Consider the following 12,693-nt stretch of genomic DNA (forward strand, 5'->3'; position numbering starts at 1 on the left):
AGACAGGGGTTTTTCAAGCAGCTCCTTTGGAGCTGCTTGAAGGGGGTATACCCCCTTCAAATCCGCTTGATTGCTTTTTTGAAACTCCTATGCTTTCCCGGCCCCCCGGCTTATCTCCATGAACCGCGTCAATGCCTGTTCCATCTTGTAGCGCGTCACGGGCTTTTGGCAGAAGAACGGCACACACAGCCGGTACGCCTGTACCCCAAAATCCAAATCGGAAAACCAGATGATTTTCCGGGACAGGAGCCGCGCGCTGGTGATGGTGTTTAAGCCCTCCACGCTGTCTTGCGCCACGATCACCGCGTCCGGCAGCGCCCGCTTTACCATGCCGTCCAGCTCCGGCCAATCCGCGCAGCCCGTGACCTCTGCCTCCACCTCCTTTTCCTCCAAACACTGGCGGGCCAAATCCATCAGCTGTTCCCGCTCCGCTCCGTCGCCGTCGCAGACAATCATGCTCCACATAGGCGGCCTCCTTCCTGTCCAGATTGCTTTCTACACGTTCAGCATAGGGAAAAAAACGGCGTTTTTCAAGGGGGTGGCCGCAACTTGACATTTTTGGCCGTAACTTGCATGGTCAAAACGGGATTTTTGCGGTAAAATGGTCTTGACAACGAAAAAACTTTGTGATACGGAGGGAGGGCTTTTGACATGAGAGCCGCAATCATAGACGACCTTGAATCGTGCAGGGAGGCGTTACGGAAGTGCCTGCACCAATACTTAAACGGGCATTACGCCGGGGAAACGCCCGCCGTCGGGGAGTTTTCCAGCGGGGAGGATTTTTTGTCCCAATTCCAGCCGGAGGCGTGGGACGTTATTTTTATCGACCAGTACATGGACGGGCTTTCCGGCATTGACACGGCCCGGAAAATCCGGGAGAAGGACAAGCTGGCGGCGTTGGTGTTCGTCACCACCAGCGTGAGCCACGCCGTCGAGAGCTACGGGGTGCGGGCCTGCGGGTATCTGGTCAAGCCCTACGACTACGGCGACTTTGAAAAGACAATGGAGCTGGCCGGGGTGGAGAAGATCCGCAGCGCCCGGTTTGTCCGGGTGGAACAGGAAAAGGTGCTGCTCCGTGAAATCCTCTGGTGCGACAAGGACGAACACTACACCCAAATCCATACCGACAGGCGGGGCGTCCTCCGGTTCCGTCTGCCCTTCGGGGAGCTGGCGGGGCTGCTGGCCCCCTATCCGCAGTTTTTGCCCTGCTACAAGGGCTGTATCGTCAACGCGGAACGGGTGGAGCGAATCGACGCGCTGGCGTTCCGGATGGACAACGGGGCAGGCGTCCCCTTTGCCCAGCGGGAGAAGAAAAAGCTGGAAGGGCTGTACAGCGCCTATCTGTTCCAGCGGGAAAGGGAGGACGCGCTTTTATGATGGACACGGTTGACGCGCTAATGGTGCTTTTGTTCCCCTTCCTTGATTCCCTGCCCTTCACGCTGCCCCGGTACTGGATATGCCGCGACAGGCTCCGTATTCCTTTCCGGCAGATCGTGGCGCTGCAAGTGGTGTTGACGGCCCTATATAGCGGCGTCTTTTTCACCATCAACTTAGGCGGCTACGAGGCGGCGGCCCGGTGGACGACGGCCACGCGCTACGGCTTTCTGCTGGTCTTTCTGGCCCTTGCGTTCCTGCTCATTAAGGACAGCTTTCCAAAGCTCATGTTTACATGGCTGCTGTTTCTGGCGTGGCAGTTTTTTGTGCTGGGTAACGCCAACTTTATTGAAAGCCGGTTCTTTTGGGATTTCTCCGACCGGCACCCTTATCTGATCTACAATATCGCCCGTGTGGTGATCTACCTGATTACCTGCCCGTTCCTGCTCCGGTTTTTCACCCATACGGTGGCCGACGCGCTGAAAATAGGGGACGTGGAGATGTGGCGGCGGTTCTGGAAAATCCCGCTGTTTCCCACGATTTTCGGTATGCTCTACTGCTTTACCAGCGACGTGTACGCCTACGCGACGTGGCAGTTTATGGTGTCCCGATACCTCATGCTGTTTGGGGCCTGCTATACGTCTTTTGTAGGGCTGAAAGTGCTGGAGACCTCCCGCGCCCGGACGCAGCTGGAGGAATCGCTCCGGTACGCCGACCGGAACCTGATGGCGCAGAAAAAGCAGTATGACCTGCTGGCCGCCCACATGGACGAGACGCGCAAGGCCCGCCACGACCTCCGACAGCATTTGGCCGTGGTGAAGTCCTATCTGGAGCATGACGACAAGGCGGGGCTTGCGGAATACATCGAACTGTATCAAAGCCAGCTGCCCCCGGACACTTGGGAGCGGTATTGCCGCAACGACGTGGTGAACGCCGTCGTATGCTACTACGCGGCCTCGGCGCGGGACGGCGGGATTGCCTTTGAAGCGGGGATAGACTACCCGGACGGCTGCCCGGTGTCCAGCACGGACATTACGGTGCTGCTGGGGAACCTGCTGGAAAACGCGGTGGAATCCTGCAAGCGGGAGGCGACGGGAGGGCCGCAGACCATTAAGCTCCGGGTCAAGCGGCGGGGCGGCTCCACGCTTTTGATTCTGGTGGACAATCCATGTGTGACGCCGGTGGTGTTCGACGGGGACACGCCGCTTTCCTCCAAACGGGAGGGGGCCGGAATCGGCGTGGAATCCGTGCGGGAGATTGCCGCCCGGTACGGCGGCACGGTGCAGTTTGAGCAGAAAGGCGGGGTGTTCTACGCCTCCGTGCTGTTGAAACTCGTCCCGGACGGGACGGGGGAAACCGTACCGGCTGGGGAAGGGGCGTTTCCGCTAAAACAATAGCGGCAAGCAGGGCAAAGTGGTACACACTTTGCGATTTTCCCGATTTTCGCCTTGGCGAAAACCTGTAAAATCTGCTTGTTGGGGGCCGCCCCCAATCCCCCGGCAAGGGCCGCTTGCGCTGCCTTGCGAACGCTCCACAGGTGGAGCGGCTACGCGCCCTTGCGGGCGCTGAATACGGGAGACTTGACCGGCTGGGAGTATGCCTCATGTTTGAAAGCATCCGGCAGGACGCGCAGCCGTCCCGTCAGGGGCGATGAAAGAGGCCGCCGGTGGCGGCCCTTTTCCGGGGTTTGGGTTCCAGTACCCAACAAGCGTTTTGCAGGAGTGTATATACTCCTGCCCTGCTTGCCACGATTGTTTTCCACGATTGTTTTCGTTGGGATTGGGATTCCCGCCGCGCATGGAAACAGCCCCGGCATGAGACGGGGTTCAGTCTCACGCCGGGGCTGTCATGCGGAACGATGGAACCACGTTTCCGGGGGTTCAGGTGAAATGATACAGGCCCCCTCGGTTCCGCGTCCGCAGAGACCCGTTCTGTCAGGGTTTTGGAGACTCTATTTGTCCACGCCCGGCCCCGCCCGCAAACTCCGTCCGGCCTCTTGCGGTTTCGGGGAGGGTGTGGTATACTAAAACCGTCAGCGGGCCACACAAGGGCTTGCTGTTTTTTTGTTTTGTGGTGCCCAAATGGTGCCCAACTTTACAAAACTATGCTGTTACAGGATATGCCGCCTTATTCGTAGGATTTGAAAAAACGCCCATTTCATACGGGTTTGCGGCCTCTGCCTATGAAACGATTTGCCGCCTTATAACGGCTGATTTAGCTATACAGGCAATAAAAAATGGTCCACCATCAAGCACTACAGAGCTCAGGCCAAGGCGCACATCCTGCCCGCACTGGGGCATGTTCCGCTCTCCCAACTGGACCCGCACCGTATCCAGTCCTTCTACAATGCCCTCCTGCGGGGAAAAGGAGAGAAAAAGTCCCTCAGCCCCAAGAGCATCCGCAATGTCCATGGGATATTGAGCAAATGCCTCTCCACCGCGGTCAGGTTGGCGTATATGCGCCGGAATCCAGCCGAGGCCGTCACGCTCCCCAGGGTGGAACGAAAAGAAATCAAGCCCCTTACCGACGAACAGGTACGCGCACTGCTGGCGGTGATCGGTGACGATGGATACGGGACATTGCTGAAGGTGGTGGTCTTCACCGGCCTCCGGCTGGCCGAGGCCATCGGGCTCACCTGGGACTGCATTGATTTTGAAAAGCGGAGATTGATTGTCAACAAACAGCTCCAGAAACGGCCCATCGCCGACGGCGGTTTCACCTTCACACCGCTGACGAATGACAAGACCCTCGTTATCGCCCCCGCTCCCTTTGTGCTGGACCTGCTCAAATGCTGGCAGCAGCCCCAGGCGGAGGAGCGCCTGCGGGCGGGCTGGGAATGGAAGGGCTGGAAGAGTGAAAAGGAGCGGCAGACTGCTCTGGTGTTCACCACGGCGTTTGGTGTCCATCTCCACCCACAGACGGTCTACAATCACTTCAAGGAATTCGCCGTATAGGTCGGCGCACCAAACGCGAGGGTGCATGATCTGCGCACATCTATGCAGTATTGTCCCTGCAAAACGGCGACGACGTGAAAACAGTCCAAAGTAATCTGGGCCACGCCACCGCCGCCTTTACCCTGGATGTCTACGGTCACGTCTCTGAGCGCATGAAAGAGGACAGCGCGAAACGTATGCAGAAGTACATCGAAAACCTCTAAAAAACCCGGTAAGGGTCAGGGTAAGGGTCAATTGGGCAAAGAGAAACCCTGCAACCGTTGAGGTTACAGGGTTTCTAGTGGCAGCGGGTGAAGGATTCGAACCCTCACATACAGAGTCAGAGTCTGCTGTGCTACCTTTACACAAACCCGCTATATCCGTTCGCCGCAGCGAACAGATATTATTATACAGAAGAGAGGATTTTTGTCAATAGGTTTTCGGAAATTTTTTTCTTTTTCAGCGGCGGCCGCCGAAAAGGCCTCGCAAAAAGCCGCCTTTCCCGCTCTTTCCGCCCTTTTCCTCCGGTCCCTTCTGCTGGCGCAGCCGGGCCACGCACTCCGCCGCGTCCTCATACTCCTGGTCGGCCGCCGCCTGGTAGAGCGCGATGGCCTTTTCGAGGTCCTGCTCCACGCCCTTGCCGTGCTCGTAACACCAGGCCAGGTTGTACTGGGCCCGGGGATGCTCCTGCTCCACTGCCCGGCGGTACCAGGCCACCGCCTCCTTCCAGTCCTGCTTCACGCCCACGCCGGTCTCGTAGAGATAGCCCAGGTTGCAGGCCGCTCCCCGGTCGCCGTTCTCGGCGGCCTCCCGGTACAGCCGGGCGGCCTTCTCCACGTCTTTCTCCACGCCGTTGCCAAACTCGCAGCACACGCCGAAGTTGCACTGGGCCCGGGCATAGCCCTGCTCCGCCGCGGCCTGATACCACTTGGCGGCCTGCTCCCAGCTCTGCTCCACCCCGCGGCCGGACTCGTAGAGGTAGCCCAGATTGCACTGGGCCGCCGGATCGCCCTTCTCCGCCGCCTGGCGGTACAGCTCCGCCGCCCGGACGATGTCCTCCTCCGTGCCCTCGCCGTGCTCGCAGCACACGCCCAGATTGCACATGGCGGCGGGGTAGCCCTGTTCGGCGGCCTTTTCATACCACTGGACCGCCGTGGGCCAATCCTGCTCCACGCCCCGGCCCCGCTTGTAGCACACGCCCAGGCAGAACATCCCGCGGGGGTCCCCCTGGTCCGCCGCTTTGCGGTACCAGTGAACCGCCCGGGTGTCGCTCTGCTCCACGCCTTTGCCGTACTCATAGCACCAGGCCAGGTTGCACTGGGCCCGGGGCATTCCCTGCTGGGCGGCGGCGCTGTACCACTTCACCGCCTGCTCCCAGCTCTGCTCCACCCCCTGGCCGATCTCGTAGAGATAGCCCAGGTTGCACTGGCCCGGGGCATTCCCCGCCTCTGCGGCCTTCCGGTACAGCCGGGCGGCCTCCTGAATGTCCTGGGCCACGCCCTCGCCCCGCTCGTAGCACACGCCCAGATCGCACATGGCGGGGACGGAGCCGGCCTCCGCCGCCCGGGTATACCACCGGACCGCCTCCTCCGCGTTCTGCTCCACGCCCAGGCCGTAATCATAGGCCCTGGCCACGCTGAACAGTCCCCGGGGGTCCCCCTGGTCCGCCGCCTTGCGGTACCAGGAGAGGGCGGTCTCCAAATTCTTCTCCACGCCCTTGCCGTGCTCGTGGCACCAGGCCAGGTTGCACTGGCCCCGGGGGAGGTTCCGCTCCGCGGCCACGGCGTACCACTTCACCGCCTCCTCCCAGCTCTGCTCCACGCCCACGCCGCTCTCGTAGAGATAGCCCAGGCAGCAGGCGCCGTCCTCGTCGCCGTGGTCGGCGGCCCTGCGGTACCAGGCCGCTGCCTCCTCCTTGTTCACCGGCACGCCCCGGCCCCGCTCGCAGCAAAGGCCGGTGCACAGCTCGCCCCGGGGATACTCCTGATCCGCCGCGGCCCGGTACAGCTTGGCGGCGGCGGCATAGTCCTGCTCCACGCCCTTGCCGTACTCATAGCACCAGGCCAGATTGCACTGGGCCCGGGGATAGTCCTGCTCCGCGGAGGCGCGGTACCACTTCACCGCCTCCTCCCAGCTCTGCTCCACGCCCCGGCCCGCCTCATAGCAAAAGCCGATACAGCACTGGCCCGGGGCATGGCCCTGGTCGGCGGCGGACTGATACCACTTCACCGCCTTCTCCAAATCCTCCGGCACGCCGGTGCCGAACTCAAAGCAGCGGCCCAGCTCCGTCTGGGCGCCTGGATAGCCCAGCCAGGCGGCGGACTGATACCAGCGGGCCGCCTCGCCATCGTTCTGTTCCACGCCGGCCCCCCGGCGGTAGGCCTCCCCCAGCAGGAACTGCGCCCGGGGAAAGCCCTCCTCCGCCCCCTTGCGGAAGCACTCCAGGGCCTTGGCCTCATCCTTCTCCACGCCGATGCCGTATGTATAGCAGTAGCCCAGGTTCGTCAGGGCGGGCATATACTCCCGGGCCGCCGCCTGGGCGTACAGCAGCACCGCCTGGCGGGGGTCCGCCGGAACGCCGATGCCGCTTTCAAAGCACCAGCCCAGGTTGGTCAGGCCCAGGGGATCGTCCATGGCCGCCGCCCGCTGGTAGCAGGCCAGGGCGTCCGTCTTCCGCTCCTCGTCCACCGCCCGGTTGCCTAAGGCAACCCAGTCTCCGGCGGTCAGCTCCTCCTCGTCCAGGGCGAGGAAAAAGGTCCCCCCGCAGCGGGGGCATACATCCGGCTCCTCCTCGGCCACAAAGCCGCAGTCCGTATTCTCACAGCGATAGAATTCCATGGTGACCTCCAATCAAGTCTCCGGGCCGTCCCACAGGGCGGCGCCGTCGTAGTATTCTAAAAAGGAACGGGCCCGGCCACGGTACTTGAAACCGGGAAAGGTGTCCAGCTGGACGCCGTGGATGGCCCGGAAAATGCTCTTTTCGATGTTGGGATTCGTCTCTCTCAGCTCCCGCAGCAGCACCTTCATCTCCTGGCGCTTGCTCTCCCCCACCCCGTCGCCGGAGGCGTCCCGGGCCTCGGTGAAGCGGCAGGCACACTGGAGGAAGCGGAGGCCGTTGTACCGCTTCCAGGCCAGGATGGCGTCCTCGTGCACGCAGTACAGGGGGCGGATCAGCTCCATCCCCGGGAAATTTTTACTGTGGAGCTTGGGTGGCATGGCCTGGAGCTGGGCGCCGTAAAACAATCCCAGCAGCGTGGTCTCCACCACGTCGGAAAAATGGTGGCCCAGGGCAATCTTGCCGCACCCCAGCTCCCGGGCCTTGGCGTAGAGGCAGCCCCGCCGCATCCGGGCGCAGAGGTAGCAGGGGTTTTTGTCCACCTGGGTGGTCACGGCGAAGATGTCGCTCTCAAACACGGTGAGGGGAATGCCCAGCGCCGCGGCGTTGGCCTGGAGCAGCGCCCGGTTCTCCGGGCTGTACCCCGGGTCCATGGCCAGGAAGACCAGCTCAAAGGGCTGGTCCGTGTGCTTTTGCAGCTCCTGCATCAGCTTTGCCAGCACCATGGAGTCCTTGCCGCCGGAGATGCACACGGCGATGCGGTCGCCGGGGGACACCAGAGCGTACCGCTTCACGGCGGCGATGAAGGGGTTCCACAGCGTCTTGCGGTAGGTTTTGATGAGACTGCGCTCGGCCGTCTCCTGGGCCGTCAGTTCACGGGACATACAGACCTCCGGGTATCTACAAAGTCATCCCGCCCCCGCGCAGGCGCGGAAAGGGCGGCGGGGGCCTCCAGCCCCCCAAAGCTCACAGCCAGATCGCCCCCAGGCGCAGAACGGAGGCGAAGGTGCGGCGGAGCCAGGGGCGCCGGTTCCACTCCTCCAGGGTGTAGAGGCTGCTCTGGGCCATGATGTCGTCCATGTCCTCCAGCAGCTCCTCCACCACCGGCATATGATACAGCATCACCGCGCATTCGTAGTGCAGCTGAAAGGTGCGGTAATCCATGTTGGTGCTGCCGATGAGGGCCGCCTCCCGGTCCACCATCACGCTCTTGGCGTGGAGGAAGCCGGGGGAATAGCGGTAGATTTTCACCCCGTGGGCCAGCAGCTCGCCCCAGTAGGTCTCCGCCACCATGTAGGCAAACTTCTTGTCCGGCACCGCGGGAACCAGCAGCCGCACGTCCACGCCGGAGTCCGCCGCGATGCACAGCGCCTGCTGCATGGAGGATTCCACCGCGTAGTAGGGCGTGGTGAGGTAGAGCATCCGCCGGGCGGAGGCGATGAGCTGGAGGTAGACCTCCTCAATGGGGTTGTCCGGGTTGTTCAGCGGCCCGTCGGTGAAGGGCTGGCAGTAGCCGGGGGTGGCGGGGGCCTCCTGCCGGGGGCGGTAGTAGTCGTCCTCGTTGGGCAGCGTCCGGCCCATCATCTTCCACATCTGGATGAACTGGGCGGCAAAGCCCCAGGCTCCCTCCCCCTCGATCCGCACGCCGCTGTCCTTCCAGTGGCCGAAGCGGACGATGAGGTTGGCGTACTCGTCGGCGATGTTGATGCCGCCGGTGTAGGCGGTGTAGCCATCGATGACGGCGATCTTCCGGTGGTCCCGGTAGTTGAAGTAGATGCGGTTGACGTAGCGGTGGACCGGGTTGAACACCTCCACCTCGATGCCCGCGTTTTGGATGGCCTGGAAGGTGTCGTCGGAGAGGCGGGTCAGGTTGCCGAAGTCATCGAAGATGAGGCACACCTCCACCCCGGCGGCCACCCGCTCCCGCAGAACGGCGAACAACCGGTCCCACACCTGGCCCTCCGCCAGAATATAGTATTCCAGGAAGATATAGACCTCCGCCTTGGAGAGGTGGTCGATCAAATCGTTCAAAAAGGCGGCCCCGTCCCCGAAATAGTGGGCGTCGGTGTTCCGGTGGAGGAGGAAGCCCCGCTTCTGGAGATAGCCCGCCAGCCGTCCCCAGACCGGGGAGCGGTGGCGCAGGCGGCTCAAATCGGCGTCGCTGGCCATCCGCTGGCTCTCCCGCTCGGGAATGGGGGGAATCTTCCGCAGGCTCAGGCTCTTGGCCTGGTGGGTGCCGCCCCACAGGCAGAAGAGGATCATGCCGGACACCGGCAGGGCCAGCAGCAGGCACATCCACACCAGCTTGTAGGAGGGGCTGCCCGCCCGCTGATACACCCGGATGGCCACGATGGCGCCGGCGATCTCCAGCAGGGCGTAGACATAGCTGGCCTTCTCCCGGAGGAAGTGGGTCAGCAGCAGCGTAGTGGCGATTTGGGCGATAACCGTCAGGACGCACAGGGAGATGCTGGTGAAGGCGGAAATCCGCCGCTCAATCCGCTCTGTAGGCCGCGGCAGGTTTTTATGCATGGACGGTCACCTCTCTCACTCTCAGCAGTTTCGACAGCTTATCCTGGTATTATACCGGAAAGCCCCCGGTTGTTCAACTACGATTCTGTAACAAATCAGCCCCGCCCAAGGGCGGGGCTGGGGGCGCGTCAGCGGGCTTGGTGCAGGAGGTCCTGCTTGATGTCCCACAGGCGCTGGGACAGATCCACATAGTAGTTGTGGGGATTTTCAAAGCGCTTCACCTCGTCCCAGAGGGTCTCCACCTGCTCCATGCAGTAGTCCTGGAGCTCCTGGAGGGAGGGCCGGCGGTACACCAGCTCCCCCGCCCGGAAGATCGGCACCTGGAGGGGCTTGGCGGTGAAGTTGGTAAAGGTCTTGCGCTTCCAGGTAGCCTGGGGGTCAAACAGCTCCAGGGGGGCGGTCTCGTCCACCGTCTCGTCCCACACGGCGATATAGTCCGCCTCCGCCTTCCCGGTGGCCTTGTCGAAGATGCGGTAGATCTTCTTGAAGTGGGGGTTGGTGATCTTGTCCACATTCTCGCTGACCTTGATCTTGGGGAGGATGTTCCCCGCCCCGTCCTCCACGGCGGAGAGCTTGTACACGCCGCCGAACACCGGCTGGCTGCTGGCGGTGATCATCCGCTCGCCCACGCCGAACATGTCCACCTGGGCACCCTGCAGCAGCAGGTCCCGGATGATGTACTCATCCAGGGAGTTGGAGGCGGAGATCCGGCACTCCGTCCACCCGGCCTCGTCCAGCATCCGCCGGGCCTCCCGGGTGAGGTAGGTGATGTCGCCGGAGTCCACCCGGATGCCGCACTTGGTGATGCCCAGGGGCCGCAGCACCTCGTTGAAGGCCCGGATGGCGTTGGGCACGCCGGATTTGAGCACGTTGTAGGTGTCCACCAGCAGCGTGGCGTTGGTGGGATAGACCTGGCAGTAGGCCTTGAAGGCCTCGTACTCCGAGTCGAACATCTGGACCCAGGAGTGGGCCATGGTGCCGCCGGCGGGGACCTGGTAGAGCTGGTCGGAGATGGTGCAGGCCGTGCCCTTGCACCCGCCGATAAAGGCCGCCCGGGCGCCGGAGATGGCGCCGTCGATGCCCTGGGCCCGGCGGGAGCCGAACTCCAGCACCGTCCGCCCCTGGGCCGCCCGGACGATGCGGTTGGCCTTGGTGGCAATGAGGCTCTGGTGGTTGATGGTCAGCAGGGTGAAGGTCTCGATGAGCTGGGCCTGGATGGCGGGGGCCCGCACCGTCACCACCGGCTCCCGGGGGAAGATGGGCGTCCCCTCCGGGATGGCCCAGATGTCCCCGGTGAAGCGGAAGTGCCGGAGATAGTCCAAAAAGCCCTCGGAGAAGAGGTGCTTATCCCGCAGGTAGGCGATGTCCGCCTCGTCGAAATGCAGGTCCTGGATATACGCAATCAGCTGGTCCAGCCCGGCGCAGACGGCAAAGCCCCCCCGGTCCGGCACGTCCCGGAAAAACACGTCGAAATAGGTGATGCGGTCCTGATAGCCCGTCTGAAAATAGCCGTTGCCCATGGTCAGCTCGTAAAAATCACAGAGCATGGTCATGTTCAGTTTTTGTTCGGTATGCATACTACACCTCGAAAACCTTTGTAGAGTGTCTTGTCACTTGGCTTGATTATAGCCGCCCCTCCCCGGAAAAGCAATCGGTTTTCCAAGATTCTGTCAAATTTCTGTCAAATCTGGATTGACAAGGCCGCCGCCCTCCCCTATGATGGGAGAAACAGGCGGCCCCCGCCGCCGGAAGGAGCGATTGCACATGAATGTGATCCTGGGCATTGACATCGGCGGCTCCACCACCAAGGTCGTGGGCCTGGGGGAGGACGGCGGCGTGGTCTCCATGCTGCGGGTCCGGGCGGAGGACCAGGTGACCAGCCTCTACGGCGCCCTGGGCAACTACCTCACCAGCAACGGCCTCACCCTGGAAGACGTGCGGCGGGTGGTGCTCACCGGCGTGGGCGCCAGCTTTGTGGAGGGGGACATCTTCGGCCTGCCCACCTGCAAGGTGGACGAGTTCTCCGCCAGCGGCACCGGCGCCCTGGCCCTGTCGGGACAGGAGGGCGCCGTGGTGGTGACCATGGGCACCGGCACCGCCTTTTTGTATGCGGAGCGAAGCGGCGCCGTACGCCACCTGTGTGGCAGCGGCATCGGCGGCGGCACCCTGGGGGGGCTGTGCCGCAAGCTGGTGGGGATGGAGCGCTTCGGCCAGATCAAGCGGCTGGCGGAGCAGGGGGATTTGAGTCAGGTGGACCTGACCATCCGGGACATCACCCGCAACCCCGCCCCCACGCTGGACCCCACCCTCACCGCCGCCAACTTCGGCAACCTGGCGGAGGACGCCACCCCGGCGGACTTGGCCGCCGGCGCGGTGAACCTGGTGCTCCAGGCCATCGGCACCATGACGGTGCTGGCCTGCGGGTGCTGCGGCACCCGGACGGTGGTGCTCACCGGGTCCATGACCACTCTCTCCCAGGTGGAGGCCAACTTCTCCAATTTTGAAAAGCTGTACGGCATCCGCTATATCATTCCCGAAAACGCCACCTTCGCCACCGCCATCGGCGCAGGGCTCTGCAGCCTCCAGAAACGGGCGGCGACGTGATGGACCTGGAGGCGCTGCGCCAGGCGGAGGCCTTCTTCTGCCAGTGGAAGCCGGAGCTGGTGCCGGTGGCCCGGGCCTTTCTGGACCGCTGTTTGGAGCGGTGGCCGGAGACGGCGGTGGTCACCCAGAAATCCCAGGTGGGGCTGCGGGACCCCCGGCCCTACTGCGCGCTGTGGCCCCCCACCCACGGGGGCTTTCGCCGCCGCCCCAGGGACTTCCTGGTGGTGAGCCTGTTTTTGCCGGAGCGGCTGGACAGCCCCCGGGTGGAGGCGGCGGTGGAGCCGTACCCCGGCCGGTGGACCACCCACCTGCTCCTCTCCGCCCCGGAGGAGGTGGACGAAGAGCTTCTGGAGTGGGTGGCCCAGGCCCGCCGCTTCCGCTGCGGCAGATGAAGAAAGCCGCCCCCAGCGCCGATGG

11 protein-coding genes, 1 tRNA gene and 1 pseudogene are annotated in these 12,693 nt (G+C 63.1%); 7 read left to right on the forward strand and 6 right to left on the reverse strand.

What is annotated here, in order from left to right; translation table 11 throughout:
• Positions 1-87: 87 nt before the first annotated feature.
• Positions 88-465 (reverse strand): hypothetical protein, encoded by a 378-nt coding sequence (locus QZS21_RS01920; protein WP_295579573.1) that lies wholly within the window; start codon positions 463-465, stop codon positions 88-90.
• A gap of 186 nt (positions 466-651) precedes the next feature.
• On the opposite strand from QZS21_RS01920, the gene QZS21_RS01925 reads away from it, so the two are divergent.
• The 5 genes and pseudogenes from QZS21_RS01925 to QZS21_RS01940 all read left to right on the forward strand — a co-directional run bounded on the left by QZS21_RS01925 (position 652) and on the right by QZS21_RS01940 (position 4,531).
• Positions 652-1,377: a LytTR family DNA-binding domain-containing protein gene (locus QZS21_RS01925; RefSeq protein ID WP_295579575.1), complete on the forward strand. Its 726-nt coding sequence runs from the start codon at positions 652-654 to the stop codon at positions 1,375-1,377.
• Positions 1,374-2,771: a sensor histidine kinase gene (locus tag QZS21_RS01930; protein ID WP_295579578.1), complete on the forward strand. Its 1,398-nt coding sequence runs from the start codon at positions 1,374-1,376 to the stop codon at positions 2,769-2,771. Before QZS21_RS01925 ends, QZS21_RS01930 begins: the two co-directional genes overlap by 4 nt.
• 837 nt (positions 2,772-3,608) lie before the next feature.
• Positions 3,609-3,716, forward strand: a pseudogene (locus QZS21_RS11640) (hypothetical protein); the annotation flags it as partial.
• Positions 3,717-3,869: 153 nt separating this feature from the next.
• Complete coding sequence (locus tag QZS21_RS01935; RefSeq protein ID WP_295579583.1) at positions 3,870-4,328, forward strand: tyrosine-type recombinase/integrase; 459 nt, start codon at positions 3,870-3,872, stop codon at positions 4,326-4,328.
• 74 nt (positions 4,329-4,402) lie between these two features.
• Positions 4,403-4,531: a hypothetical protein gene (locus QZS21_RS01940; protein WP_295579586.1), complete on the forward strand. Its 129-nt coding sequence runs from the start codon at positions 4,403-4,405 to the stop codon at positions 4,529-4,531.
• A gap of 78 nt (positions 4,532-4,609) precedes the next feature.
• On the opposite strand, the gene QZS21_RS01945 is transcribed toward QZS21_RS01940, so the two are convergent.
• The 5 genes from QZS21_RS01945 to QZS21_RS01965 form a co-directional block, all read right to left on the reverse strand.
• Positions 4,610-4,683, reverse strand: a tRNA-Gln gene (locus QZS21_RS01945).
• A gap of 83 nt (positions 4,684-4,766) precedes the next feature.
• Positions 4,767-7,145: a tetratricopeptide repeat protein gene (locus tag QZS21_RS01950; protein ID WP_295579587.1), complete on the reverse strand. Its 2,379-nt coding sequence runs from the start codon at positions 7,143-7,145 to the stop codon at positions 4,767-4,769.
• A 12-nt stretch (positions 7,146-7,157) separates the two neighbouring features.
• Positions 7,158-8,027, reverse strand: a complete 870-nt coding sequence (locus QZS21_RS01955) for an ATP-binding protein (RefSeq protein WP_295579590.1) — start codon at positions 8,025-8,027, stop codon at positions 7,158-7,160.
• An 82-nt stretch (positions 8,028-8,109) separates the two neighbouring features.
• Positions 8,110-9,672: a cardiolipin synthase gene (gene cls, locus QZS21_RS01960; RefSeq protein ID WP_295579592.1), complete on the reverse strand. Its 1,563-nt coding sequence runs from the start codon at positions 9,670-9,672 to the stop codon at positions 8,110-8,112.
• Positions 9,673-9,800: 128 nt separating this feature from the next.
• Positions 9,801-11,249: a nicotinate phosphoribosyltransferase gene (locus tag QZS21_RS01965; protein WP_295579594.1), complete on the reverse strand. Its 1,449-nt coding sequence runs from the start codon at positions 11,247-11,249 to the stop codon at positions 9,801-9,803.
• Between the two features lie 187 nt (positions 11,250-11,436).
• On the opposite strand from QZS21_RS01965, the gene QZS21_RS01970 reads away from it, so the two are divergent.
• Together QZS21_RS01970 and QZS21_RS01975 are read left to right on the forward strand one after the other, a co-directional pair.
• Positions 11,437-12,276, forward strand: coding sequence for a pantothenate kinase (locus QZS21_RS01970; RefSeq protein ID WP_295579596.1), 840 nt, complete (start codon positions 11,437-11,439; stop codon positions 12,274-12,276).
• Positions 12,276-12,668 carry a DUF5655 domain-containing protein gene (locus tag QZS21_RS01975; protein ID WP_295579662.1) on the forward strand — a complete coding sequence of 131 codons (393 nt, stop codon included), beginning with the start codon at positions 12,276-12,278 and terminating at the stop codon, positions 12,666-12,668. Before QZS21_RS01970 ends, QZS21_RS01975 begins: the two co-directional genes overlap by 1 nt.
• Positions 12,669-12,693: the final 25 nt, after the last annotated feature.

The organism is uncultured Oscillibacter sp., assembly GCF_900544955.1.
Taxonomy (GTDB): Bacteria; Bacillota; Clostridia; order Oscillospirales; family Oscillospiraceae; genus Oscillibacter.

Excerpts from the sequence above, each read along its gene's own strand:
- QZS21_RS01925 (WP_295579575.1), top strand. The coding sequence starts at position 652 with ATGAGAGCCGCAATCATAGACGACCTTGAATCGTGCAGGGAGGCGTTA.
- QZS21_RS01975 (WP_295579662.1), top strand. The coding sequence starts at position 12,276 with ATGGACCTGGAGGCGCTGCGCCAGGCGGAGGCCTTCTTCTGCCAGTGG.
- QZS21_RS01950 (WP_295579587.1), bottom strand. The coding sequence starts at position 7,145 with ATGGAATTCTATCGCTGTGAGAATACGGACTGCGGCTTTGTGGCCGAG.
- QZS21_RS01920 (WP_295579573.1), bottom strand. The coding sequence starts at position 465 with ATGTGGAGCATGATTGTCTGCGACGGCGACGGAGCGGAGCGGGAACAG.
- QZS21_RS01930 (WP_295579578.1), top strand. The coding sequence starts at position 1,374 with ATGATGGACACGGTTGACGCGCTAATGGTGCTTTTGTTCCCCTTCCTT.
- QZS21_RS01955 (WP_295579590.1), bottom strand. The coding sequence starts at position 8,027 with ATGTCCCGTGAACTGACGGCCCAGGAGACGGCCGAGCGCAGTCTCATC.
- cls (WP_295579592.1), bottom strand. The coding sequence starts at position 9,672 with ATGCATAAAAACCTGCCGCGGCCTACAGAGCGGATTGAGCGGCGGATT.
- QZS21_RS01965 (WP_295579594.1), bottom strand. The coding sequence starts at position 11,249 with ATGCATACCGAACAAAAACTGAACATGACCATGCTCTGTGATTTTTAC.
- QZS21_RS01970 (WP_295579596.1), top strand. The coding sequence starts at position 11,437 with ATGAATGTGATCCTGGGCATTGACATCGGCGGCTCCACCACCAAGGTC.